Source organism: Mesorhizobium sp. B1-1-5 (genome assembly GCF_006443065.1).
GTDB lineage: Bacteria > Pseudomonadota > Alphaproteobacteria > Rhizobiales > Rhizobiaceae > Mesorhizobium.
Genome location: NZ_VFWS01000002.1, coordinates 40,661 through 66,558, shown reverse-complemented (window position 1 = coordinate 66,558; position 25,898 = coordinate 40,661). Strand labels below are relative to the sequence as shown.

The following is a 25,898-nucleotide window of genomic DNA, read 5'->3' as shown; positions in this document are numbered from 1 at the left end:
AGCACTTCTGCCGCCGCTGCCATCGTTTGTCCACCGGCACAGGTGATCGACAAGCCCATCTATTCGCCTTGGCCGGAGGGTAAGCTGCAGGCTGTGCTTGCGGCACGCCGAATCGACACGCTGGTGGTCACCGGCGGTGAAACCGATGTTTGCGTCCTCGCAACCGTTCTTGGCGCCATCGACATCGGCTATCGCGTCGTGCTGGTCATCGATGCGCTTTGCAGTTCCTCCGACGCCACGCACGACGCCTGACGACCGTCTACCTCCAGCGCTTCGCGCAACAAGTCGAGACCGTCGACATGGAGACGATTCTCTCTGGCTGGACCTGAAGCTATGCGACGATCCTCACCGGCACCGACTTCGCCGCCGGGACGTGCGCTTTATGAGCCCTGTGCCACAGCGGAATCAAAGGATTGAGTTCGGGATAATAGCCGGCGCAGTTGCCGCTTGGTATGGAGTAAGGCGTGACCCGCAGGCCTCCCACCCGCCGCTCGACGCCATCATCGGCATGCGCCTCGAGAGCGACTTCCTGCCCGGCGCTGAGCCCCATCCGTCGGATGTCTTCCTCGTTCATCAGCAAGACCATTCGCGTTCCGATGATGCCGCGCAACCGATCGCGATAACCATACACGGTCGTGTTGAACTGGTCGTTCGACCGTACTGTGATCAGCGTCAGTACGTCCTCGCCCGACACATCGATGTCGGGGTCGGTTTCCAGCGTGGTGGGCAGCTTGAAATTCGCCTTTTTGTTCGGCGTCTGCCAGACGCGCTTCGACGCCTTGATGTCGCGATGGAATCCACCTGGCGTGAGGAAGCGTTTGTTAAAATCCTTGAAATGTGCCGGGAAGCAGCGCTCAATCTCGTCGCGGATGCGGGAATAGTCAGCGACCCAGTCGTCCCAGGGAATCGAACTCATGCCGGCGACGGTCGCCTTGGCGAGTTCCGCGACAATGCTTGGTTCGGACATGAGATGCTCGCTCGGTTTTGGCCGCGACCCGAAGGAGCCGTGAATGCAGGCGGTCGAATCCTCCATCGAGACCCATTGCGGCCCGCTGGCCTGAATGTCCTTCTCCAGCCGAGACAGGCATGGCAGCAGATACGTGACTTTCCCGGCGATCAAATGGCTGCGGTTGAGCTTGGTCGCGATCTCGACATGCAGGTCGAGGTTCCGCCAGGCCTTCTCGACCAGTCCGGTTTCCGGAACGGCCCGCACGAAATTACCGCCGAGTCCGACGAAACCGCGAACCCGCCCGTCGATCACGCCCTCGCACGTCTCGACGGTATCGAGCCCCTTATCCCGCGGCGGCTCGAAGCCGTAGAAGTCGCGAAATTTGTCGAGCGGGACGAGCTCCGGCTTTTCGGAAATGCCGACCGTTCGCTGTCCCTGCACGTTGGAGTGTCCGCGCAACGGCGATATGCCGGCTCCGGGCTTGCCGATATTGCCGCGCATGAGCAGCAGGTTACACAGCATCTGCACATTCTCGGTGCCGTGGCGATGCTGAGTGAGCCCCATGCCGTAATTGCCGATGACCGCATTGGCCGAACTGTATACTTCAGCGACATGTTCGAGATCAGCCCGCGAGATGCCGGAACGTCGAACGATGTCTTCCCAATCGGTCGCGCGCAGATAGGCTTCGAAGTCGGCAAAGCCGCATGTATGCTCCTCGATGAAAGCGGTATCGAGGACGCGTTTTCCGCCTCGCTCTCGGGCTGCGTCATCGAGCGCCAGCACAGCCTTGGCGATACCATTCATGGCCGCAATATCCCCGCCCGCCCGGATCTGGAAGAAATCGCTCGACATTTTCGTTCCTGGCCCTGGCGACAGCATCTCGACCGGGTTCTGCGGGTTCTTGAATCTCACCAAGCCCCGCTCCCGCAGAGGGTTGAAGGTGATCACCGGGACACCGCGCTGGCGAGCGTCCTCGATGGGGTGTAACAGGCGCGGCGCGGTGACACCGGTATTGTGGCCGAAGAAGAACATCATGTCGGATTTGGCGAAGTCCTCCAATTGCACCGTTCCGACAGGAGAGCCGATCGATTCCGGTAGGCCGACCGACGTCGACTCGTGACACATGTTCGAGGAATCGGGCAGGTTCGAAGAGCCGTAGATGCGGGCGAAGAGCTGATACATGAACGAGGCCTCGAGTGAGGCGCGTCCGGACGTGTAGAAGACCACGGACTTCGGGTCGAGGCGCCTGAGTTGAGCGCCCATATCGCCGAACGCGTCCGGCCACGCCACAGGCTCGTATTTGTCGGTGGCGCGGTTATAGCGCATCGGCTCCGTCAGGCGTCCCTGTTTCTCAAGATCGTGATCCGGCCAATCCAGGAGTTCGGTCACGCTATGGGTGGCAAAGAAGGACGGCTCGCAGCGCCTGCTGGTCTGCTCCCACATCGTCGCCTTGGCGCCGTTCTCGCAGAACTCGAAAGGCCGCGGCTCGGCCGGCTTCGCCCATGAGCAGGAGACGCACATGTAGCCGTCCGCCTTGTTCTGCTTCAGCAACGTGCTCCATATGTCGGACAGCAGCAGCCCCTGGTCCCGCGCGTTGCGGATCAGAGACTTGAGCGAGCCCCATCCGCCGGTCGGATGATTGTATTTCTTGATCTCGACGCGATCGGTGACAGCAGGTTCCATGTGAGTCGTCCAAAAAAGAGGAAAGCAAAGGGAAAACCAAAGCGGGCCTCAGTTGTTCCAGCTTGCCTCGTCAGTGACTCATCGTAGGCCGCCAGTGCTCGGGCTCGCGAACGGTAGCGCACGGTCGTGTCGGATGGCTCAATTGTGTCCAAAGAGGCGCTGCCGATCTCCATCAAGAGTGCCGAAGGACGGTGCCGGACAGCCTTCAACCTAGCGGACGATTGAGGTGGTGCCCGTCTGTCATCAGCTTCGCGCTGCCCAGGGCCAGCGTGCCGCCGGTGCCGGTGAGGGTGGTCAGCGTCTGGTCGAAGCTGTTGAGGTCCAGCGTGCCGCCATTGACCTGGAAGGCCTTCGAGCCGATGACGGCCTGGCCGATCCCGTGCGCAAGGGTCCGCTGTCGACGATGGTCTGGCCGGTATAGGTATTCGCGCCCGAAACGACCAGGTTCCGGCTCCGGCGCTGCGCAGATTGCCGGCGCCCGAGATCACGCCCGAAACCCAAATTGTGGCAAGCGCTGCGGCGGCTTTCGGGTTGATGATGAGGCCGCGGCATTGGCGCAGCAGGGCACTTCCACACTGCCGGGCGGAGCAAGCTCGCTGCGGGAGCGCTATGAAGATGGAGCCTGACCTGCCAAAAATGACTGACGTCCGGCCGCCGCTGCGCTGCGCTCGTCGATCGGAGAGATCGTGCTCACGGCCGGCGACAAGCGCGGCGAGGTCCATGCCGAGCTACGCGGCGAGCTGCATCGGATGTTGGGTCGAGTTTAGAATATAGCTCTCTTAGCGCGCGAACTATAGCCTAACGCCGTATTGATGGTAGCGGTAGAGCGCTACCGCCTTCCCGCCGCTCGGAGAGCATGCGATATTTTCTACAGTATCGGGCGTGATGGGCCTGTCTCGGGTTGCAAAGACCGGTGGGGACGGGAAAGTCTGACCCGAATGCTATCCACGACGCGAACGGCAGTTTTGCGCCCCCATGTCTGCCGTTGAAGCAATAGGCGTCATCGCCTGAGAGCAGCCGCTTTGTTTCCTTTCAGGAAAGCGCCAATTGCGGAGATACGGAAGCCGACAAGCACCACTACATGCGCCGGATCAGGTTCTTTATCCAGCTCATACTGAACTCGATTGCCCATTCTGTTTGTGGTCTCGTCAGCGACGGCATGGTTGAGCTACCGGCCCCATGCCCGAATGGATTTCGAACGTGGGTGAAGAAGTCTTTGATCGAGGCGCCTTCCCAAGGGGCTATGAAGGCATTTGTCTTAGAGCAGAGGTTATCAATGTAATTGTGGGCACCCCTCTCTTTTCCGTGCGTCCATCCTTTGGTGTCGGAGATGATTTTGATGGTGCTTTCCAACGCTCGTGCCGCATAAAAAGCAGGGTCCCTGCCGTCACTGTCGCGGAGGTCGAGCGCCTCTTTCATGTCGATGTCAACGTTTTGCCATTGTCGGGCTGCCAGGCGAGACCAAAAGGGGGTCTCAATCTCGATCTGCACCAGATCGTCGGTCACTATCTGAATGAAGCCGTTATGGTAATTCAAAGGATATCTGGCTTGGCGGAAGCGAGTGTTCAATTCGTCTACAGCGGTCTGAAATGCCTTCGTTCGCATAGCGCGTCGAGCGCGGGCGCCGTCTTCTGGATTTCCAGGCACTCTCAGTCCCGGGCGGGTGAGCGAGGCAAGTAGCTTCTCGCCATCCGATATATCCCTCGCATTCATTGCTGCAATTTCGGTTTCCTTGGCGCGGAAGCCAAGTTCGATGAGGCTCAAGCGCTCTTTTAAGTGGGTATCTGGTGAACCGGCAGGGGGCTGGGTCAGCCACTTCTCGCAGACCGAAAGCAGGGTATTTTTGAACGTCTGAAGTCGCCCGTTGGTGGTATAGGACGACCAGTGTTGGGAAAGCTCTTTCATGCCAAATTCGCGTGACAGGCTGCTTTCAAGCGTCGTCCAGAAAGTGACGGATGCAGGGTTCTCCTGGCCATCCAGGTAATAAGGCGCCAGGTCCTCCGCCAGGATACGGAACGATTGGACAAGCAGGCGACTGTCCCGCTCCTCAAACGCTGCACGAAGCTGAACTCCTTCGTATCGGCGAGCAAAGATATCGACAAGCATGGTGTTTATCCGTCAGGGGACCGGGCGTTTCGGTCGTCAGCCTCGATCTTTTTTCAGTTTGATGTCCAGGAGATTGCTCGCTCTCGCTTCAAGTAGGCGCTCAGCGACCAATTTGCGCCGGTCTCCAGTAGACGGAATTCCCCAGGCTCGACTGCCCGCATAACAATCCACGATGCGCCCAGTGAAACCGGTCATCGTCCGTGGTTGGATTCCGGTGAGAGAGTTTTGCTTCATCTGACTCACCTGGTGCGATGACAGCACTTTGACGCCATCAGGTTCATACACCCAGACGTAAACGCCTTGGCGTTCTGCTATTGCCTCCATACGGCGGCAAGCATCTTTCAGTTCGGTGCGGTTGATGTTGCGGTCATACTTCGCCTGGATAAAAATGCCTTTGTCAAAGCCGTCAGCCCCATCGAGCGAGATCGACAGGAAAAGGTCCGCGCCGAAAAGCTTTTCCATCGAGTTTGGGCCACGATCCGGCAATGACTGGGCTATTACTCGAAAGACATATTCTCCTGCCGGCGAGTTATCCAGCCTGTCTTCCAGGCGCTGGCACAATCGCGACGTGATCTCGGCTTCCTGCACCACACTGACACCGCCTGCGGTGTCTGAGTACAAGTCCGCTACGAGATCATCCACCGCCCCGCCAAGCCGATCCATTATGAGGCGGCGGTTTTCGTCGTCCAACATCTTACCCCCATCGATGCGATGCAGTCTTGCCGAGCATTACAGAAAATTGTGCCTAATCACACCGGCTCCTAAGCTGAGCTAACATGAAAGTGTTGACTTTAAGCGGCAGATGCGCAGTCACGTCTGCAGTTGACCGAAGCGTGTCACAACTAAATGGGAGCGGAGACGCCCAAGGAGAACGCAGCATGTCATTAGAAGCGAACATGCCGCTCTCGGCTCCAACTGTGCCAGAGGCGAAGTCAAGACGATTGGCAGCTTTCAGCGACTGCTCACGAGCAGCTGAACGACCGACATGGGGTCGTCAGTCGAATGACCGCTTTACCGGATTCCTCGGCCAAAACCGGACTGTCGGCAAGCGGCCCCAAAGCAGTCGAAAGATCGCGCTAAAATCGCTAGTGACTAAGATTCGCGTGGGGTTCCTGGAAGCTTTTCGAACTTTCTGGGTCGCGCCTCAGTCCGAATTGCGCGTGCTCATGGACAAGGTAGGACACCAGATTCGGTTTTCGGACAATTTGGGAGACTCCGACCCTTTTGCGCGTGTGCATTCCTGATAGCGCGCGTCAGCATGCCTCCAAGTGTGCACAGCACCTTTGCGCCTCCAACCGGACGCTCAGGCAAATTTAAGCACGCATGCCGAATCTTTCGGATGCGCTTGGCGCCTAGGGCTAGAACCTGACCCATCATGCAGCCCAGCAATCGTGGCCCGCCGACCGCGGCTGGGTGCTTCAGCGATTCTAGAGGGATTCTCCGGATTCCTTTTGGAATGTTGCCTTGATGTTGCTGAGCTTGCCATCTGGACCGGGCACGGTCATGAGCATCAAGAGCCTATTATTGACTATCCCGAGATTGAGATAAAATTCCTTCCCTCCGTAGGAGCCTCCCGAATTTGGCTCCCAACTCCCTTTCCCGGCCGCGTAGGGCTTCCCTTGAAAACTCGGACGTACAACAGCCGCCCAGCCATTACTGGCCTTAACTGAAAAATTTTCACCGGCCATTCTAACTATGATGCGGCAATTGGCACATTTGCCGGCATTGGAAGCGATCTGGTGCCACTCACCTGACAAGGATTGCAACGCGTCGGGTTCAGCCCACGCCGGAAAAATCCAGGTTAATGCGACAACGGAAAGGAAAAAAGAAACTAGGCAACGCACAGGAGCACCCCATCGATTCAGCATGCCTGCCGAGTAAGCTATATCTAGATAAGACTTTCGCATTCACCTAATTTTACGAAAGCTTCCGACTATGAACGGTTAAGCCTATCCGTAGCCTTGTCACTAATGGGTCGATTTCTGCCATTTGCCTGCCACAAGCATCCCGAGACCTGCGGTTTTGTCCCCTGGATTATTTCCGGTTGCAGCAAGGTATCGAAGATGCAGTGACGGCCTCAGAAGAGGGCGGGTGCCGAACGACAGCTGTTGTTTCATAGGCAAATCGAACCTGACAGTTGAGACTCGATCCGAACGACCGAGCAGCGCCCTTTTGCGCCTCGGTTCCGTTGGATGGATCAACCAAGTGTGCGGCGTAAGAGCGCGAATTATCCCGCCTTTAAGGGTAAGTGCTTGTTTTGTTGCAGGCCGTTATCGGTCGTTTGCATTCATGAGTGGTGGCCAAGGCAGGCGTGCGGTCTCTCGCATCGCCATTCAATGGCGGTGCCGAACTCTGCGAGGTCGCAGCTTCAAAGCCGGTCCTTGCTTTCAGCTGGAGCTTCGATCTAACTCGACATCGACTATTTACGCCGTGGTAGCGTCAGGCCCGGAGGCAGCACTCGCACATTTTCTAGGTCTGGGTTGCTTCACTGCGTTTGCGCGCTGGTATCAACGGGCTTCTCATAAACCCTCACAGGCAAGAAAGGCGGATGTCCGCGAACCGTTCAGCAACGTCGCGGCGTCGGTCGTCATTGCGCTTGAACTGGACCACGCCGAGATCCTGGCGCTCGCAGGCGAGATGGTTGCTAAGAACCTGCCAGCTACGCGCCCCTCGCAAGCAACGGTGGATAGGACCTGGGTAGGCACTACCGTTCGTTTCCGCCCTTTTTCGGAGAGGGCGCGTGGGTGCGTCGCTCGTTTGCTGCGACCTCAGTGGCTTGGCCAGGTTGCGCCGGCGAAGCGATCGATCCTGAAATCGTCGAGTGGCGTTTCGCAGCGGCCGGTCGTGATCAGTTCGGCCATGGCCTCGCCGACGCCCGGGCCGAGTTGAAAACCGTGCCCGCAGAAACCGAAGGCATGGAACAAGCCCGGCGTCGTTGCCGACTGCCCCATGACCGGCAGCATGTCGCTCGTATAGCCCTCGCATCCGGACCATGTGCGGATGACCGCGACCTTTGCGATCGCCGGAAGCAGCCGCGCGACGGCGCGCAACTGTAACGGCAGGCGCCTGGGGTCGGCTCTTGCGTGGCCGGGTTCGAGATCCACCGGCACCCTTTCGGCCGCGCCGCCGAAGACGATGTTGCCCCGCTCGACCTGACGCAGGTAGGCCCCATAATCCTTGTCGCGTGTCCATATGCCGACCACCGGCAGGATCCGGTGCGGCAACGGCTCTGTCACGCCCATCTGCGGGCCGCGCGCTTCCAGTGGAACTTCTTCTCCGAATTGCGCAGCGACGCGGGCGCCCCAAGCGCCGGCGGTGTTGAGCAGGTACTCGGCGGCGAATGCGCCTTTTGAGCTAGCGATACGGAATCCGGCGTCGGTGTGGCTGATCTTATCGACCTTGGCATCCTCGACGATCTCGACCCCCAGCTTGTGGGCAGCCTCGGCAAAGGCCGGTGCGATGAGCCGGGGATTGCCGCTGCCGTCATGCGGCGAGAATGACGCAGAGATCGCCTCGGGACCGAGGCCGCGAAACCGGGAGCGGATTTCGCGCGGGCCAAGTTCCTCCAGCTCCAGTCCCCAGGGTCGCGCCGCCTGAGCATAGGCCCGCATGTCGGCAAGACTTCCCTCATCGAAAATCAGTCGGATGTGGCCGGTGGCGCGAAATTCGACGTCGCGGCCAAGCATTTTTTCGGCGTCGCCCCAGAGCTTGAGCGAGCGATGGGCAAGCGGCAACTGGGATAAATGGCGGCCCGTGCGCCTGATGTTACCGAACGAAGCGACGGTCGCCCCGGAGCCGATCCGGCGGCGCTCGATCAGCGTCACGCGCGCGCCGCGCCTGGCGAGAAAATAGGCCGAAGCCGTCCCCATCAGTCCGCCGCCCAGCACGATCACATCCATAGTCATTCCTTAGCGAAGAGCAGCAGATCCTTGGATGCATCCATCTTGTCGGCGCCGCGGCATTGCGTCAAAGATGGGTTTGGACGGAAGTCATAAGCTCGACCTATGGAGTTGGGATTTGCGGGCCCGGCAGCTCGAAGTGTTCATCGCCGTCATGCGCGCAAGCACCGTGACCGCCGCGGCGCGGATGCTGAACATCTCGCAGCCCGCGCTCAGCCAGATACTGCTTCATACCGAGGACGAGCTTGGCTTCACCCTGTTCGAACGGGTCAAAGGCCGGCTGCGGCCGACGCCTGAGGCGCTCGAGATCTTCGCCGATGCCGAGCGGCTGTCGGCGGGCCTGGAAGGTTTGCGCCGCAAGACTACCGACCTGCGTCTCGGGCGGACCGGGCTGGTGCGGGTCGCGGCTTCGCCACCGCCGGCCATGGCGATATTGCCGCGCGCCTTCACCGCATTCCGGACGCAGCATCCGGACATTTTGCTGCGTTCCAACAGCGCGCCGATCGCCGCGATCGTCGACATGCTGCGCGCCGGCGATGCCAGCCTCGGCGTAGCCATGGACGACCGGCTGCCTCCCGATATCGAGGCGGAGGTGATCGGTAGCGTCGGCTTCGCCTGCCTGCTGCCTGCCGGGCATTCACTGCAGAAGAAAACGGAGCTGACGCTCGCCGACCTAGCCGGGGAGGAGCTGATATCCTATCGCGGCAATACCCGCCCCGCTGACGAACTGGCCCACGCTGCCCGCGCGCAAGGCGTGGTGCTTTCACCATCGCTAGAGATCGACGTCTCTATTTCCACGATCGGTTTCGTCCAGGCCGGCCTGGGTATCGGCCTGGTCGACGCGCTGCTGCCCTGGCACCAGTTCGCCGGCCTTGCTGTCAGGCCATTGGCGGCCGGACCGGAATTTCCGATCGCGCTGCTCACGTCGCGTGCCCGGGCCCTGTCGCGCGCCGACGAGATGATGCGCGACGAAATCCGTATGGCTTGTTCCGCCGTTCTCGGTGAGCATCGCGCCAAGGCATAAGCAGGACTTATATCCTTCCCCCTCATCCATCTTGGACGTTGATCGTCCGCTCGTGCGAGTTTTGGTCGGCAGACAGGAAGGGACGCATCATGGACGGTGCCATCGCGGCGGACGAGGCGCAGAACGAAGCCGACTGGAAGGTCGGCGTCGATATCGGCGGAACATTCATTGACTTCTGCGCGCTGGAGGCCCGTTCCGGCCGTGTCGCCTCGCTGAAGGTGCTGACGACGCCGGACGATCCGGGCGCCGAGCTGATGGCGGGCCTCGCCCTCCTGGCGGAACGTGAAGGCTTCGATCCCACCCATATGACGCGCTTCGTGCACGGCACGACCGTCGGCATCAATACCATCATCCAGCGCAAGGGCGCCGCGCTCGCGTTGTTCACCAATGCCGGCTTCGAGGACGTGGTCGAGCTCGCGCGGCTGCGAATGCCGGACATGTATTCGCTGTTCTGCGCGCGGCCGGACCCGCTGATCTCGCGCGATATGGTGTTCGGCATTCCGGCCCGCATGCGTGCCGATGGCAGTGAAACTCAGGCACCCGACATCGCCGTCGTCGAACGGGCGGTTGCGGCTGCGAAAGCAGGCGGAGCGCAAGGGATTATCGTTTCCTTCCTCCATGCCTGGCGCAACGCCGCGCAGGAAGCCTCGGTCAAGGCCGCGATCGCCCGTCTGGCACCGGACCTCTTCGTCTTCACCTCTGCCGAAGTGTGGCCGGTCATCCGCGAGTATGAACGCAGCTCGACTGCCATTCTCAATGGCTATGTCCATCCGCGCGTCTCGGGCTATCTGACAGCGCTGGAAGAGCGGCTGAGGAGCTGCGGTGTGCCGGCGCGCCCGATGCTGACGAAATCGAATGGCGGGCTGATGAACGCCGCCGAAGGCAAGCGCGCATGCGTGAACATGCTTTTGTCGGGAACGGCTTCCGGCGTCATCGGCGCCTCGTGGCTGGCGCGTCAAGCCGGCGAAGACAAGATCCTTACCCTCGACATCGGTGGGACGTCGGCCGACTTCGCGCTGATCATAGACGGCGAGGCGCAGTTCGGCACCGGCGAACTGATCGGCGAATTCCCGCTCCACATTCCATCCGTGTCGGTGAGCTCGATCGGCGTGGGCGGCGGCTCGATCGCCAGTATCGATGCGCAAGGCGTGCTGCGAGTCGGGCCGGAATCGGCTGGCTCGGCACCGGGACCGGCATGCTACGGCCGCGGCGGCGAACGGGCGACGGTGACTGACGCCATGGTGGTGTGCGGATGGCTCGGCCACAGCGAGATGGCCTATGGCCAGCTCCGGATCGACACTGGATTGGCGCATCGCGCGGTCGGCGAGCTTGCCGCCCGGCTCGGCCGCACGATCGAGCAGACCGCGCAGGCAATCCTCGATATCGCGGTGTCGGAAATGTTCGTCGAGGTCGAGAAACTCGCCTCGCGCGCTGGTGTCGACCTGCGCGATTTCACGCTGATGCCATTCGGCGGCGGCGGCCCGATGCTCGGCTCTTTCCTCGCCCGCGAACTCGGCATGAAACGAGTGATGGCGCCGCGCCGCCCCGGCGTGGTCTCGGCACTCGGCGGGTTGGTGGCGGATCTGCGCGGCGATTTTATCCGCACCATCTTCAGCCCGCTGTCCTCAGCGTCGCTTCCCGCCATCCGCGAGGCCTTCGAAGCGCTTGCGGGTGAGGGGCGTCATTGGCTCGCAGAGCAGGGGCATGACGCGGCCGCGGAACTCAACCTCTTCTGCGACATGCGCTATGTCGGGCAGAGCTATGAGATCGAAGTCGTCCTTTCGCCGCAATGGCTGGCGGATGGCGATATGGCCGCCATCGTGCAGGCTTTTCACCTCACCCATCAGCAGCTCTACGATTTTCACGATCCAGACGGCGATATCGAGCTTGTGAACATCCGGCTGTCCGCCATAGGCGCAGGGCCAAAGCTTTCCTCCCTGCAAATCGACGAGGTTGATGCCCCAGCCAATCCGGCGCGCCGGCTCCCGGTCTATACGGGCCTCGGCGTCGAGACCGTCGACCTTCACGACCGGCAGACCCTCATGCCTGGCAGCACGTTCCATGGGCCTGCCGTGGTCGTTCAGGAAGACACCACGTTTGCGATCCCCGCGGGGACGCAAGCACGGGTCGACCGCCATCTCAACCTTCTGCTGACGTTCCCGGAGTGACGCCATGTTTGACCGGACAAACCTGCAGGTTCTAGCGAACCATGCCCGCGCGGCGGCCGAGAATATGGCCCACACGCTGCACCGCACCGCGCACTCCGCCTTCGTCAAGGAGACGCAGGATTTCACGGTGATGCTGATGGATAGTGGGGGCGCGACTTTCGCCGTGCCGATGGAACTCGGCGCCACCTGGTATCCGGGGCTTTCGTATCATCGGGCTATCGCGATGGTCGACGACTACCGGCCGGGCGATGTTGCGTTCACCAACGATCCCTATTCCGGCCACGTCGCCACGCATGCGCCCGACACGCATCTGTGGAAGCCCGTCTTCGTCGGCGGCGAGATCGTCGCCTGGACCGGCGGGCACATCCACAACACCGACATGGGCGGGGCGGTGCCGGCCTCGCTCAGCCGGGGGCTGACCGAAATCCATCAGGAAGGCATCCGCTTCCCGCCGATGAAGCTGGTGAGGGAGGGCGTCTTCGACGAGACCATCCTGCGGATCATGAGCACCAATGTGCGCAAGCCCGACCTCAACATCGGCGACATCAAGGCACTGGTCGGCGCGCTCAACACCGGCGAGCGCAAGATCCAGGCGATGGTGCGGAAGTTCGGCAAGGCCGGCTTCGTCGAAGGCGTTTCCGCGCTTCTCGACCATGCGGAGGCGCAAGCGCGCGACGTGCTGCGCGCCATGCCCGACGGCATATGGCAATTCGCCGACTATGCCGACGAGGATTCGGTCGAGGCCAACCCTTGCCGGCTGAAGCTGACGCTGACGATCAGGGGCGACGAGGCGGTGCTCGACTTCACCGGCTCCGATCCGCAGCTCGGCTCCTCGCTCAACGTGCCCTCGGGCGGCGACCCGCGCCACACCATGCTGCTGGTAGGCGTCTACTATGTGCTCTACACGTTGAACCCGAAGATCCTGCTCAACACGGGCCTCACCCGGCCGTTTACCTGCATCACGCCCCTCGGTTCGGTGCTCAATCCGGTCCACCCGGCCGCCGTGGGCATGCGTTCGCTCACATGCGCCCGGCTGCGCTCGGTGATCTTCGGCGCTTTCTCGCAGGCCGTGCCGGAGCGGATGTCCGCTGCGCCGGCCGGCAACAACTGCATCGTCAACGTCATGACGACGGACGAGCGCACGAGCCGCACCGTCATCGCGGCGGTGAACCCGGTGGTGGGTGGCGGCGGGGCGATGCCGCATCGCGATGGGACAAATGGATCGGGGGCGGATGCCGCTTATCTCAAGAACACGCCGATCGAGATCACCGAGACCGAGACGCCGGTCGAATTCGTCAGATATGGCCTCGCCAAGGACAGCGGCGGCGCCGGGCGGTGGCGGGGCGGGCTGGCGACAGAGATGGCCTTCCGCGTCTTCGCGCCCGACTCCCGGATCACGGCACGCAATCGCGACCGCAGCTTCTTCCGACCCTGGGGCGTGCTGGGCGGCAAGGCGGCCGGTCTCTCGGACATGGTCGTCAATCCAGGGACAGAGCACGAGCGGCGGCTGGGCAACATCGACACGGCGGTTCTGCAGCCAGGTGACGTGCTGGAAATCCGCTCGGCGGGGGGCGGCGGGCGCGGCGATCCGCATCAGCGCGAGCCCTGGCGGGTGGCGCTGGACGTTCGGCGCGGCTACATCTCGCAGGCTGCGGCCGAGCGTGACTATGGCGTCGTCTTTCGCGGCACCGCGGTCGACGAGCAAGCGACGGAGCAGCTGCGCGCGCAAAGGGCGCCCGCCATCGGCCATTTCCATTTCGGCCCCGAGCGCGACGGCTACGAAGCGCAGTGGACGCCCGCCGCCTACGACCGGCTCCATGCTCTGCTTGAAGCCTTGCCGATCCACTGGCGATTCTTCGCCAAGACCGAGATCTTCCGCCGCATGAAGGGATGCGCCGGGCCGAAGGGCGTTCAGGCGGCCTTTGATGCGGTCTGCGAGCGTTTCCCCGAACTGCCGCGTCCTCGCGCAGTGCGGGAGGCTGCGGAATGATCACGGGCGGCCGCATCGTCCGGCTGGCGGAGCGGGACCGGGCAGAGGTGCATTTCCTTCTCGACGGTGAGAGGCGCAGCGCGCTCGCGGGCGACACCGTGCTGACCGCCATGCTGGCGTCAGGACACGCCTTGCGGAACTCCGAGTTCGGATCGGAGCCGCGCGCCGGCTTCTGCCTGATGGGAGCCTGCCAGGATTGCTGGGTCTGGCAAGAGGAGGGACCGCGCCTGCGCGCGTGCACGACCCTGATCTCCGAGGGCATGCGGCTGCGCACTCAGCCACCGGAGAACTGGCCGTGAGCGATGTTGCCTCGCCCCGCATCGTGATCGTGGGTGCCGGCCCTGCCGGTATCAGGGCTGCGGCGACGCTAGTCGATGCTGGCTTCCATCCGCTTGTGATTGACGAGGGGCAGCGCGCAGGCGGCCAGATCTATCGCCGCCCGGCTACCGGGTTCACCCGTACGCCGGAAGAGCTCTATGGATCGGAGGCGGCCAAGGCCCGCGCGCTGCATTCGCTCTTCGACCGACTGGCCGAAGAGCGGCGGCTCACCCATTGCGCCGGCACCTCGGTCATCGCCGCGCATGAGGGGCGGCTGCATGTGCTGGGGGAGGGCGGCGTGCAGATGATCGTCTATGACCGCCTGATCCTTGCCACCGGCGCGTCCGACCGCGTCGCCCCCGTTCCAGGCTGGCAGAACGCCGGCGTCTACAGCCTGGGTGCTGCGCAGATCGCGCTCAAGGCGCAGGGCGTGGCGCTCGGGCGACGGATCGTCCTTATGGGATCGGGGCCTTTGCTGACCCTGGTTGGTGCCCAACTCGTCAAGGCTGGCGCGGATGTGGTGGCGGTGCTCGACACCTCCCCCTGGCGCCAGCAACTGCGAGGCCTGTGGGATCTTGCCGCTCGGCCAGCCGTCGCGTTGCGCGGTTTGGTTATGCGGGCGCGGCTTGGTGGTCGCTACCATGCGGGCGTGACGCTGGAACGGATCGAGGCCGACGGGTCGGGCGTGGTGGCGTTTCGCTGGCGCGACGCCGGCGGAAGGGAGCGCGTCACCTCATGCGACATGATCGGCATGGGCTGGCATCTGCGGGCGGAGACGCATCTAGCCGATATCGCCGGATGCGCCTTCACCTATGACGAGCAGTGGCAGCAATGGCTGCCGAAGATCGACGAGATGGGGCGGGCCGGCAACGGCCTCTACCTTGCAGGCGATGGGGCTCGCCTGCTTGGGGCGGACGGCGCGGAAATCGCCGGCAGGCTCGCGGCGGCAGCCTGCCTTGCCGATCTGGGACATCCGATGCCTTCCGTCGGCGCCGACCTGCTCAAGCTTAAGCGGCTCAAGCGCTTTGCGCGCGGTCTGGCCATCGCCTTTCCGTGGCCGGGGGCGATGGCCCGGGCACTCCCCGACGATGCGATCGTCTGCCGCTGCGAGAACGTGACCGCGGGAAGCATACGTGAGAGCGTGGAGCATGGCGGCGGCGAGGCCAACCGAGTGAAATCGCTGTCGCGCGTCGGCATGGGCCGCTGCCAGGGACGCTATTGCCTGCCGGCCGCCGTCGAAGTCATCACGGCGCAGGCCGGATGCGCGCCAAAGGATGTCGGCCGGTTTCGCGGACAGGCGCCTGTGCGGCCCGCGCCTGTCGGCGCTTTTCTCCAGGAGGGCTGATGCGAGCGCGAAAGTCGTGGCGAGCCTTAGAAATCGGCGACCTTACCCCAGGACGAAGCATCGAAGCGCCGCGGATCGTAGGATTTCGGGTCGACAATCGGCTCCGAGCCGGTGACGAGATCGGCCACCAGGTGTCCGGCGCCGGATCCTATGCCGAAGCCGTGTCCCGAAAATCCGGCAGCCAGGAAGAAGCCTGGAACGGCATCAATCTCGCCGATCGCGGGCACGCCGTCCGGCGTGCTGTCGATATAGCCGGCCCAGGCCGCGCTGATCCTTGTCTGGCGCAGCGCCGGCAACAGCTCGAGCGCGCGGGCGTGGGTCAGGCGGATGGTCGCCTTGTCCGGGACCGGATCGAGAATGCGCATGCGCTCCATCGGCGTGGGTTGGTCGAGCCGCCAAAGCTTGAGCGTTTCGTGCCCACAACGCACACCCTGCAGGCCGCCCGGCGCAAGGCTGCGCCACCGCTTCAGGAACATCGGCACGAAGTGCGACGAGAAGCGCAGCTGCTGGGGCGTGACATCGACGCGTCCCCGACCGCTGATGGCGAGTGTGTAGCCGCCATTGTCACGACGCGTGACGGAAATCTTTGCCGTGTGCAGCGCGTCCGGCAGGCCCTCCGCGCCGGGCGAGACGGACAAGATCGAGGAGCGGATAGCTGCCTGCGGAAAGCGGAAGCCGAACTGCCGGCAGAAGGAGGACGCCCAGGCGCCGCCGGCCAGGACAGCCACCTTCGTGCGGATCGTTCCGTTTTCCGTGACAACGGCGCTCAGGCGTCCACCCTCGGTCTCGATACCGCGCGCGGCGCAATTTTGCAGCACCGTGCCGCCCAGCTTCAGGATGGCTCGGGCGACCGAGGGCGCGGCGCGCGACGGATCGGCGGTGCCGTCGCTCGGCGAGAAGACGCCGCCCTTCCATGGTCGGCCTGTTGCGCGGCCCCGCTCACTGGCCTCGGCGCCGTCGAGCATAAGCGTGGTGACGCCGGCCGTTCTGGCGAAGTCGCGCCAGCGCGCCCACCTGGCCAGTTCCGCCTCATCATTGCTGAGGTAGAGTAGGCCGCAGCGGCGAAAGCCGGTGTCCTCCCCGCTGTCCGCCACGAAACGCTCCCACAGATCGAGGCTGCGTGTCGCCATCGGCAGTTCACGGGCGTCGCGGTTCTGCTGGCGGCACCAGCCCCAGTTGCGGCAAGACTGCTCGGCGCCGATGCGCCCCTTTTCTACGAGCACGACCTTCATGCCGCGCCGCGCCAGGTAATAGGCCGCAAAGACGCCGACGATGCCGCCGCCGATGACCACCGCGTCCGCGGATTGCGGCAGTTCGCTCGAAGTCTGAATTTGCTGCAGCGGTGCGCGCATGATTATCTCCGCCTGGGGGCTTCAATCTACCGCGCTGCGCAGGCAGGCGCTGCTGCAGTTGAGAGCGAGGCAGAATTTTATTCCGGCAGTCCGGTTGAATTCGGAAGCCGATGCGCTTCAAAGCGGTGTCCGATCCGATGGACAGGCCGTTGGGCTGTGCTAGTGTCGCTGGGTATTGGCAGCACGGCATTTTGTGCTGTGGCATGCGTTCCGTGGAGACGGCCATGAAGCTGGATCGGATCGACATCAAGATTCTGCACGAACTGCAGAAGAACGGGCGCATCACCAATGTCGAACTGGCCGAGCTGGTGCATCTGTCGCCGAGCCCATGCCTGATGCGGGTGAAAAAGCTCCAGTCGGAAGGCTACATCGAGGGCTATTCCGCCCAGGTCAATATCGGCAAGCTCGGCCAGACGCTGACGGTGTTCACTGAGATCACATTGAAGAACCATCGCCAGGTCGACTTCGCCCGCTTTCTCGCCGTGGTGGAGAAGATCGACCAGGTCATAGAATGCCACCTTGTCTCGGGCGGCTACGATTACCTGATGAAATTCATGACCGCCGGCATCAGCGAGTATCAGACGATCATGGAACGGCTGACCGACATGGATATCGGCATCGACAAGTATTTCAGCTTCGTGGTCCTGAAGTCGCCGATCGTCAAGGCACACATGCCGCTGCCCAGCCTGTTCCCGATGTAGTCGGCTATGGCCGCGCCCTGACTGCAGTTGTCGCAGGTCCCTTACAGTGTGTCCGGCCCCAACAGAGGATGCAGCCTCTCCAGTTCGGCCTGCATCTCGGCAATCATCCAGGCAGCGATGTCGGACACGATCGGTCGCAGCGGTCGTGAGGGTGGCGCAACCAGCTGATGGGTCCGGCCCGTGTTGATCTGCCTGTCGGATGCCCGAACGAGCGTCCCCTGAAGCAACGCCGTTGAAACATTGCTGAGCCAGCCGAGCGCCACGCCTTGGCCGTTCATGGCCCCCTGAAGGACGACCGCATAGTCCGAGAACTCCAGCCACTTTGCCCGGCTTGTCTTGCGGTCCGCCACGCTGCCCCAGGCATCCTGCCACTGCTGCTTAGCATCGGTCAGATGAAGCAGGACATGACCTTCCCCGTTTCCTGCATGCACTAACTGGCCGTGGGTCGACAGATAGGACGGGCTGCACACCGGCACGATGATTTCCGGACAGAATGGCCAGTGGTGATAATGCGTATCGTCGTCGGCCAGGAATCGCGTGGCAAGGTCGACGTTCTCGGCCGGGCCTCGCAGGACGCCCGCGATCAGTTCGAACCTCAGGTCGACGTTGGGGAACCTCGTGTCGAACGCCCCCAACCTCGGAACGAACCAATGGGTTGCGAGAGAGCTCGAAAGAGAAAGGGTGACGACCGGCCTCGCGTCGCTGTTCTTCCTGATCGTGCCGATCACGCCCTCGATTCCTTCAAATGCCTCGCTTACGGCCGCATAGAGGGCGCGCGCCTCCGCGGTCGGGGCCAAACCCGCTGGACCTCGTGCGAAAAGACCGACGCCAAGATGGGCCTCCAGCTGGGCGATGCTGCGGCTGATCGACGGCTGCGTGACGTTGAACTCGCGCGCGGCCGCCGTGAAGCTGCCCGTCCGGACGGCAGCTTCGAAGACAAGCAGTCCGCGCGCAGACGGAACGAGTTTTGCAAAACCGGCCATGCGTGCAGCGTATAGCTGCCCAAAGTATTTTCAAGCTTACCGCCGCGCTGCAAATGGCGAACTATAACCCTCGCGAATGGGCGGGAGCGGACATGAGCGTAGCGGCACCTCGAGCAGGCACGGCATCCAGCGATCCCTTGCTTCAGCCCTTTCGGCTGAAGGGCCTGATGCTGCGCAACCGCATCGTCAGCACCAGCCATGCCTCGATGCTCGACGAAGGCGGCCTGCCGCTCGAACGCTATCAGCGTTACCATGAGGAGAAAGCGCGGGGCGGCCTTGCGATGACGATGGTGGGCGGCTCGGCGATGACGTCGCCCGATTCGAGCTGGGGCGGCGGTCAGCTGGATTTTTCGAGCGATCGCATCGTACCCCATCTTCAGTCGCTGTCGCACCGCATTCATCGCCACGGCGCGGCCGTGATGTGCCAGGTCTCGCATCTGGGCCGGCGCGCCAGTGCCTATGCCGGAAACTGGCTGCCGCCGGTGGCGCCGTCGCGCGTTCGCGAGATGCGAAACCGCAATTTTCCGAAAGAGATGGATGGCGCCGACATCGACAGGATCGTCAAGGATTACGCGAGTGCCGCCAGGCGCTGCGTCGAGGGCGGTCTGGATGGCGTCGAAACCGTCACCGGGGGCCATCTGATCGGCCAGTTCCTGTCCCGCCGAACCAACAGGCGTACCGATGCCTTCGGCGGCTCCCTGGAGAACCGGGCGCGCTTCGGCCTGATGGTCCACGAGGCGATCCGCCATGCGGTGGGTAACGACTTCGCCGTCGGCATCCGTTTCGTTATCGACGAGGCGGCGGACGACGGATCAAATTTCGAGGAGTGTCTTGCCTTCGCCAAGCTGTTCGAGCGGGAAGGCCATATCGATTTCTTCAACTGCATCGTCGGCCGCATGGACACCGAGCTCTCCCTGGCCGAGCACAACATGCCTGGCATGTTCACCAGGAGCGCGCCGTTTCTGCCGCTGGTGGGAGAGTTCAAGCGGCAAACCAGACTGCCCGTCATCCATGCTGCCGCCATCAGGGACGTCGCCACCGCCAGGCATGCGATCCGCGAAAAGCTTGTCGACCTGGTCGGCATGACGCGGGCGCACATCGCGGACCCAAATATCGTCAACAAGGTGATGCGGGGAGAGGAAGAGCGCATTCGCCCGTGCGTCGGCGCATCCTACTGCCTTTATAAGAAGGTGCAGTGCATCCACAATCCGGCCAGCGGTCACGAAACGATCGTCAGCCATATCATTGACCGGGCCGGAACTCCAAAACGTGTGGTCGTGGTCGGCGGCGGCCCTGGCGGGATGGAGGCGGCAAGGATTGCAGCCGAGCGCGGGCACAAGGTGACCCTGCTCGAGGCCGGAGCGCGGCTTGGCGGGCAGGTGCTCATTGCAGCCTCTGCCTATGACCGCAAGGATCTCATCGGCATCGTCGACTGGCGTGTGGACGAGCTCGCCCGCCTCGGCGTCGAAGTCCGTCTCAACACCTATGCGGATGCCGAGCTTGTCCTTGCCGAAAAGCCGGACGCCGTCATCGTTGCCACCGGAGGCATTCCTGACATGCAATGGCTGGATGGCGCTGAACACTGCGACAGCGTCTGGGACGTTCTGACCGGAGTCGTGCCAGCCAAGGAGGATGTGCTGATCTACGACGAGACCGGACGTCAGGCCGCCATCTCCTGTGCCCTCCACTTGGCACGTCTGGGGCGCGTGGTCAGTCTGGCCATAGCGGATGACACCCTGGCCATCGAGACGCCTTATCCGGACAGGGTGAGTTTCCGCAAACTTGCCTCGGAACTGGGCATCCGGGTCGTCGGCGACCTGCGCCTGGTCAAGGCGGCGCGCCACGGCGATGGGATCGCCGCCATGTTCCGGCACGAACTCACCGGTGCGGAAACCGAAATGACCGCGGCGCAACTCATTGTCGAGCGCGGCACGGTGCCCATGGAAGACATCTATCAGGAATTGCGCGTCCGCTCCGCCAACGACGGCGTCACCGACATCGCGCTCATGACCGGGGCAAGCACAGAGGAAGGCGACAGTGGCCAAGCCGTCGGAGCGTTCGTCTTGCATCGCATTGGCGACGCGGTTGCCAGCCGGGATATCTACTCGTCGATCTATGAGGCCTACCGGATCTGTTCGCAATTGTAGGATCGGGAGAGGCGCTCATGGAGCGCATTGACCGAGATCATCTCGGCATTGACCAGTGAGGCTCAGCCCTTAGCTAGCGGTGGCCGTATTGGCTGACCAGCTCGGGGTCGCGGACGAGCCCGTCGAGCCACGTCGGATCGAGCTTCGGCACGGAGGAGAACAGAAGCTTGGAATAGGGGTGGGCGGGCGCTTTCAGCCCGTCGGGTGAGATCTGCTCCACCCGCTCGCCATTGTACATGACCATGATCTCGTCGCAGATCGCCTCGACGACCGAGAGGTCGTGGCTGATGAAGATATAGGAAAGCCCAAGCTCGCGCTGCAGCTCGTTGAGCAGTTCGATCACCGCGGCTGCCACCACCGTGTCGAGCGCTGAGGTGATTTCATCGCAGATGATGAGCTTGGGATCGGCTGCCAGCGCGCGTGCAAAGTTCACCCGCTGCTTCTGGCCGCCCGAGAGCTCCGACGGACGACGATAGCGCAGCGCTCTCGGCAGCCGCACCATGTCGAGCAGTTCATCGACGCGCTTCGTGCGCGCCTGCCTGTTCATCGCGTGGTAGAAGGCCAGCGGGCGGGAGATGATGTCTTCGATCGGCTTGGCCGGATTGAGCGCGGTATCGGCATACTGGAACACGATCTGCATCTCGCGCAGCTGGTCCTGGCTGCGTTTGCTTGCGGCGCGCTCCAGTTGCTTGCCGTCGAAGATGATGTCGCCGGCCGCTGCCGGATGGATGCCGGCGATGACGCGCGCGAGCGTCGATTTTCCGCAACCGGATTCGCCGATGACGCCGAGGTTGCGGCCTTTCTCGACGACCAGGCTGACGGCATTGACAGCCCGGATAAGTGGCAGTCCATCGTCTCGCACTGCACCATAGCCGGCCGTCACATTGTCGATGCGCAGCAACGGCTTCGCGCCGGCATCTGCGTCCGCGTGCGCTTGCCGCCGCTTCGGCTCGAAGGCCGCGAGCAATTCGCGTGTGTAGGGGTGGCGGGCCGCAGAAAGGATTTCGGTGGTGCTGCCGGCCTCCTGCACTTCGCCGCCCTTGAGCACTACGATGTGATCGGCGATCTGGGCGACGACGGCGAGGTCGTGGGAAACATACACACCTGCTATCCCGCCAGCCCGCATCACCGACTTGAACGCCTTCAGCACGTCTATCTGCGTCGTCACATCGAGGGCCGTCGTCGGCTCGTCGAAGATTACCAGCTTGGGATCGCCGATAAGCGCCATGGCCGCCGATAGCCGCTGCAACTGGCCGCCGGAAACCTGGTGCGGATAACGGGCGCCGATCCCTTCCGGATCCGGCAACGACAAGGCCCTGAACAGCTCGACAGCGCGCTTTCGCGCCTTCTCGGGGGGCATCAGCCTGTGGATGCGCGTGACCTCGATCACCTGCTCCATGATGGTCGCCGAGGGATTGAACGAGGCGGCGGCACTTTGTGGAACATAGGCAATGTCGGTGCCCCGCAGCTTGGCTCGCTGCTTTTCGGAAAGTGCGGCCATGTTCTTGCCGTTCACATTGATCTCGCCGCCGGTTATCCGGCAGCCGGGGCGTGCGTGCCCCATGAGTGAGAGCGCCACCGTCGTCTTGCCGGAGCCGCTCTCGCCGATCAGCGCGACGATCTCGCCGTCGGCGATGTCGAGGCTGACGCCCTTGATGATTTCGACGATCCGTCCGGAATCGGTCTTCGCCTCGATCCTCAGGTTCCTCACCTCGACGAGATTGGTCATGCGTCCCTGTCCCTGATCTTCTGCGGCAGGTTGTCGATCAGCAGGTTGACGCTGATGGTGAGGCTGGCAATCGCCAGCGAAGGTACGATGACTGCCGGCGCCGCGAACGGCAGTCCGCCGATATTCTCACGCACCAGCGCGCCCCAGTCGGCCAGAGGCGGTTGCAGCCCGAGCCCGAGAAAGGACAGGCCGGAAAGCAGGAGCACGATGAAGACGAAGCGCAGGCCGAAATCGGCGAGCACCGGGCGGATAATGTTGGGAAGGACCTCCGAGCCGATGAGGTAGGCGGTGCTTTCGCCGCGCACGCGGGCGACGGTCATGAAGTCCATGGTGTTGATGTTGACGGCAAGCGCGCGGGCAAAACGGTAGGCGCCAGGGATATAGATCACCGCGAGCGTCAGGATCAGCACCGGGATCGACGAGCCGACCGCGGCAACGACGACGAGCCCGAACAGCTTGCTGGGGATGGAGTTCATGGCGTCGAGGAAGCGGCTGAGGCAGGTGTCGAACCACCCGCCGGTGACGGCCGCGACCATGCCGAGCACGACACCTGAAAAGCAGGCGATGAAGACGGCGGCAAGCGATATGCCGACGGTGTAGCGCGCGCCCATCAGCACCCGCGAGAGCATGTCGCGGCCGAGATAGTCCGAGCCCAGCCACAGGGCTTGGCGCATCGGGCCGAAATAGTCGTCATCGACGATGTCGCCGATCGAATGCGGGTTGATGTAGGGCGCGAAGATGGCGATCAGCGTCCACGCCAGGATAACCAGCGAAGCCACGACGCCGACAACATTGTAGCTGTGGCCGAGCAGGGATCGTCGGGAGGCTGCAGCGCGTGCCATCGTCATCTCAGCCTCGGGTTGGACATGATGGCCACGATGTCCGCGGCCGTGATGAGCAGCAGATAGCCGAGGCAGAAGATCATCGCGCAGCTCTGGATCAGCGGCAGGTCGCGTGTCGCGACGGCATCGACCATCAGCTTGGCGATGCCAGGATAGTTGAAGATTGTCTCAACGATGATGACGCCGCCGACCAGATAGGACAGCGACAGCGCAACCGCGTTGACGATCGGGCCGAGCGCATTGGGAAGCGCGTGCTTCAGCACCATGCGGCCGCGCGAGGCGCCCTTGAGCAGCGCCATCTCGGCGTAGGGCGTGGAGAGCGTTTCAATCACCGCGGCCCGCGTCATGCGTACCATCTGGGCGGAGATGACGAAGGTGAGCGTGATCACCGGCATCGCATAGATGCGCACCAGGTCGGTCAGCGAATGCGCCTCGTTGACCGAGGACAACGCCGGCAGCCATTTTAGATAGACCGCGAAGAGCAGGACCGCCAGCGTCGCGACCATGAACTCCGGCACCGAGATCACCCCGATCGAAAGCACGGTGACAGCGCGGTCATAGAGCGAGCCGCGCAGCATCGCGGCGGTAATGCCGAGCGTCAGCGCCAGCGGCACCGACAACAGCGTTGTGATGGCGGCTAGCTTCATGGTGTTGACCAGACGGCCGCCGATCAGCGCTGCCACCGGCATGTTGTTGGCATAGGACGTGCCGAGGTCGCCATGGAGCAGGCCGAGAAGCCAGCGCAGGAAGCGCAGGATCGCCGGATCGTTGAGGTGCATGGCCTCGCGCAGGCCGGCGACCGCTTCGGGCGTCGCCGCCTGGCCGAGCAGGATCGACGCGGTGTCGCCAGGCAGCATGCTGGTGGCGAAAAACACGGCGAAGAGCACGATCAGAAGCGTGACGAGCGCGATCCCCAGCCGCTTCACCACGAGGTTCAAAACCCCAGACGTCATGGAGGCTCCTGCGGTTGCGTTCGGCCGAAATATTGCTCGACGCGGTGCCGGGGGGCCGGCTGACCGGGCCCCCGGCAGGCGCCTCTCAGGCTTCGAGCCAGAGATACTCGGCCATTGCGTAGCCCATCATGCCACCAAGCGGGTTTGCTTCCAAACCCTTCACCTTGCTGGAGAGGGCATCGACATTCGAGATATAGGCCGGGATGATGGTGCCCGCCTCCTCGGACACCATGGTCTGCATCTGGTCGTAGATCTCCTTGCGCTTGGCCTGATCGAGGGAGCCGCGCGCCTCGACAAGCATCTTGTCGAACTTCTCGGACTTGTACTGGCTTTCGTTCCACGGCGCGTTGGATGCGTATAGCAGCGAGAACAGGATGTCCGGGGTCGGACGCGGATTGATATTGCCGAAATGGACCGGCGCCTTGAGCCAGTAATTGTCCCAGTACCCGTCGGAGGGGACGCGCTGGACATCGAGCTTCATGCCGATATCCGCCCCGGCCGCCTGGATGATCACGGCCATGTCGATCGAGGAGGTGGCAGCGTCGGAGGCAATCACCGGGATGGACTGGCCGAGCACGCCTGCCTTCTGGAAGTGGAACTTCGCCTTGTCCGGATCGAAAGTCTTCGGCTTGAGGTCGGCGTTGTGGAAGATGTTGGCCGGCGAGACCGGCTGGTCGTTGCCGATCTCTCCAAGGCCGCGCAATGCCGATTTGACGATCTGCTCGCGGTTGACGAGATATTTCATGCCAGCCACGAAGTCGGCCTTGTTGCCGGGTTCCATATCGAGCCGAATGTTGAGGTCGGTGTAGTTGCCCGAGGTCGTCTTCGACAATTCGAAACCCTGCTGGCCGCTGATGAGCTTCATCGCGCGCGGATTGATCGAGGCGGCGAAGCCGATATCGCCCGACAGAAGCGCGTTGACGCGCGCGCTGTCGTCGCTGATGGCGATGAACTCGAAGGAATCGAGATAGGGCTTGCCCGACTTCCAGTAGTTCTTGTTCTTGGTGACCACCGAGCGCACGCCCGGCTCGAAGGTCTCCAGCACGAAAGCGCCCGTGCCGTTGCCTTTGGAAAAGTCGGTGGTGCCGTCCCTTACGATCATGAAGTGATGGAGCGCCAGGATGGTCGGCAGGTCGGCGTTCGGGTCGGCGAGCGTGATTTCGACGGTCGACTTGTCGACAGACTTGAAGCCCGTCATCTGCGCGGCGATCTTGGCGACCTTGGAGCCGACTGCCTTGTCGAGGTGACGCTTTAGCGAGAAGACGACGTCGTCGGCGGTGAGGTCCTTGCCGTCATGGAACGTGACGCCCTTGCGCAGCTTCACCGTCCAGGTCTTGGCGTCCTTGCTGTCGATGCTTTCGGCCAGCTCCATCTGCGTCTTGCCATCCCTGTCGAGGAAGGTCAGGCGGTTATAGAGCGAGCAGCAGCGGACATAGTCGGTGGAGAGCGACGCCTTGGCCGGATCGAGCGTATCGGCCGTCGAGGACGACCAGCCGGCAGCCTTGAGGTGGCCGCCTGAGACTGGCGTGGCGGCGACGGCATTGGTGGCTCGGCCGAGCACAGCGCTTCCCGCGGCAAAGGCGGCGCCGCCTGCCAGCAGCATTTTGATGAGTTCGCGGCGGCTCGCGCCTCGCCGGATGGCGTTTTCGACCATCGCATCGTCTGCTCCGGTCCAGTTGGTGATCTTGTCGCTCATGTCATTCCCCTTT

Annotated in this window: 18 protein-coding genes and 1 pseudogene; 9 read left to right on the top strand and 10 right to left on the bottom strand. The window is 62.9% G+C overall.

Annotation, left to right across the window (positions count from 1 at the left end; all coding sequences use genetic code 11):
* Positions 1-27 precede the first annotated feature (27 nt).
* Positions 28-329 (top strand): annotated as a pseudogene (locus FJ980_RS01350) (isochorismatase family cysteine hydrolase); the annotation flags it as partial.
* Between the two features lie 2 nt (positions 330-331).
* On the opposite strand, the gene FJ980_RS01345 reads toward FJ980_RS01350, so the two are convergent.
* A complete protein-coding gene (locus FJ980_RS01345; RefSeq protein WP_140541171.1) occupies positions 332-2,632 on the bottom strand; it encodes an FdhF/YdeP family oxidoreductase in 2,301 nt (766 codons plus the stop codon).
* Positions 2,633-2,861: 229 nt separating this feature from the next.
* Between FJ980_RS01345 and FJ980_RS35225 the strand changes: the two genes are divergently transcribed.
* The gene (locus tag FJ980_RS35225) at positions 2,862-3,053 is read left to right on the top strand and encodes a hypothetical protein (RefSeq protein WP_246676265.1); all 192 of its coding nucleotides are present in this window, start codon (positions 2,862-2,864) and stop codon (positions 3,051-3,053) included.
* 656 nt (positions 3,054-3,709) lie between these two features.
* Here the strand turns inward: FJ980_RS35225 and FJ980_RS01335 are convergent.
* The 3 genes from FJ980_RS01335 to FJ980_RS01325 form a co-directional block, all read right to left on the bottom strand.
* Complete coding sequence (locus tag FJ980_RS01335; RefSeq protein ID WP_140541169.1) at positions 3,710-4,738, bottom strand: hypothetical protein; 1,029 nt, start codon at positions 4,736-4,738, stop codon at positions 3,710-3,712.
* 36 nt (positions 4,739-4,774) lie between these two features.
* Positions 4,775-5,431, bottom strand: a complete 657-nt coding sequence (locus tag FJ980_RS01330) for a hypothetical protein (RefSeq protein WP_140541168.1) — start codon at positions 5,429-5,431, stop codon at positions 4,775-4,777.
* 2,075 nt (positions 5,432-7,506) lie between these two features.
* Complete coding sequence (locus FJ980_RS01325) at positions 7,507-8,637, bottom strand: FAD-binding oxidoreductase (RefSeq protein WP_140541167.1); 1,131 nt, start codon at positions 8,635-8,637, stop codon at positions 7,507-7,509.
* A gap of 118 nt (positions 8,638-8,755) precedes the next feature.
* Between FJ980_RS01325 and FJ980_RS01320 the strand changes: the two genes are divergently transcribed.
* The 5 genes from FJ980_RS01320 (at position 8,756) to FJ980_RS01300 (ending at position 15,482) form a co-directional block, all read left to right on the top strand.
* Positions 8,756-9,661 carry a LysR family transcriptional regulator gene (locus FJ980_RS01320; RefSeq protein WP_140541166.1) on the top strand — a complete coding sequence of 302 codons (906 nt, stop codon included), beginning with the start codon at positions 8,756-8,758 and terminating at the stop codon, positions 9,659-9,661.
* Between the two features lie 89 nt (positions 9,662-9,750).
* The gene (locus FJ980_RS01315) at positions 9,751-11,829 is read left to right on the top strand and encodes a hydantoinase/oxoprolinase family protein (protein WP_140541165.1); all 2,079 of its coding nucleotides are present in this window, start codon (positions 9,751-9,753) and stop codon (positions 11,827-11,829) included.
* 4 nt (positions 11,830-11,833) lie between these two features.
* Positions 11,834-13,819, top strand: a complete 1,986-nt coding sequence (locus tag FJ980_RS01310; RefSeq protein WP_140541164.1) for a hydantoinase B/oxoprolinase family protein — start codon at positions 11,834-11,836, stop codon at positions 13,817-13,819.
* On the top strand, positions 13,816-14,118 hold the full coding sequence (locus FJ980_RS01305) for a (2Fe-2S)-binding protein (RefSeq protein WP_140541163.1): 303 nt from the start codon (positions 13,816-13,818) through the stop codon (positions 14,116-14,118). The genes FJ980_RS01310 and FJ980_RS01305 overlap by 4 nt, the downstream gene beginning before the upstream one ends.
* On the top strand, positions 14,115-15,482 hold the full coding sequence (locus tag FJ980_RS01300; protein ID WP_140541162.1) for an FAD/NAD(P)-binding oxidoreductase: 1,368 nt from the start codon (positions 14,115-14,117) through the stop codon (positions 15,480-15,482). The genes FJ980_RS01305 and FJ980_RS01300 overlap by 4 nt, the downstream gene beginning before the upstream one ends.
* A gap of 26 nt (positions 15,483-15,508) precedes the next feature.
* On the opposite strand, the gene FJ980_RS01295 is transcribed toward FJ980_RS01300, so the two are convergent.
* Positions 15,509-16,834 carry an FAD-binding oxidoreductase gene (locus tag FJ980_RS01295; protein WP_140541161.1) on the bottom strand — a complete coding sequence of 442 codons (1,326 nt, stop codon included), beginning with the start codon at positions 16,832-16,834 and terminating at the stop codon, positions 15,509-15,511.
* 224 nt (positions 16,835-17,058) lie between these two features.
* On the opposite strand from FJ980_RS01295, the gene FJ980_RS01290 reads away from it, so the two are divergent.
* Positions 17,059-17,535, top strand: a complete 477-nt coding sequence (locus tag FJ980_RS01290) for an Lrp/AsnC family transcriptional regulator (protein WP_140541160.1) — start codon at positions 17,059-17,061, stop codon at positions 17,533-17,535.
* A 41-nt stretch (positions 17,536-17,576) separates the two neighbouring features.
* On the opposite strand, the gene FJ980_RS01285 is transcribed toward FJ980_RS01290, so the two are convergent.
* A complete protein-coding gene (locus FJ980_RS01285) occupies positions 17,577-18,518 on the bottom strand; it encodes a LysR substrate-binding domain-containing protein (RefSeq protein ID WP_140541159.1) in 942 nt (313 codons plus the stop codon).
* Positions 18,519-18,610: 92 nt separating this feature from the next.
* Between FJ980_RS01285 and FJ980_RS01280 the strand changes: the two genes are divergently transcribed.
* Entirely contained in the window at positions 18,611-20,665 is a 2,055-nt protein-coding gene (locus FJ980_RS01280) for an NADH:flavin oxidoreductase (protein ID WP_140541158.1), read from the top strand.
* 73 nt (positions 20,666-20,738) lie between these two features.
* On the opposite strand, the gene FJ980_RS01275 is transcribed toward FJ980_RS01280, so the two are convergent.
* The 4 genes from FJ980_RS01275 to FJ980_RS01260 form a co-directional block, all read right to left on the bottom strand.
* Positions 20,739-22,394, bottom strand: a complete 1,656-nt coding sequence (locus FJ980_RS01275; protein ID WP_140541157.1) for an ABC transporter ATP-binding protein — start codon at positions 22,392-22,394, stop codon at positions 20,739-20,741.
* Complete coding sequence (locus tag FJ980_RS01270; RefSeq protein WP_140541156.1) at positions 22,391-23,242, bottom strand: ABC transporter permease; 852 nt, start codon at positions 23,240-23,242, stop codon at positions 22,391-22,393. The genes FJ980_RS01275 and FJ980_RS01270 overlap by 4 nt, the downstream gene beginning before the upstream one ends.
* The gene (locus tag FJ980_RS01265; RefSeq protein ID WP_140541155.1) at positions 23,239-24,189 is read right to left on the bottom strand and encodes an ABC transporter permease; all 951 of its coding nucleotides are present in this window, start codon (positions 24,187-24,189) and stop codon (positions 23,239-23,241) included. The genes FJ980_RS01270 and FJ980_RS01265 overlap by 4 nt, the downstream gene beginning before the upstream one ends.
* 85 nt (positions 24,190-24,274) lie before the next feature.
* Positions 24,275-25,885, bottom strand: a complete 1,611-nt coding sequence (locus tag FJ980_RS01260) for an ABC transporter substrate-binding protein (RefSeq protein ID WP_140541154.1) — start codon at positions 25,883-25,885, stop codon at positions 24,275-24,277.
* Positions 25,886-25,898: the final 13 nt, after the last annotated feature.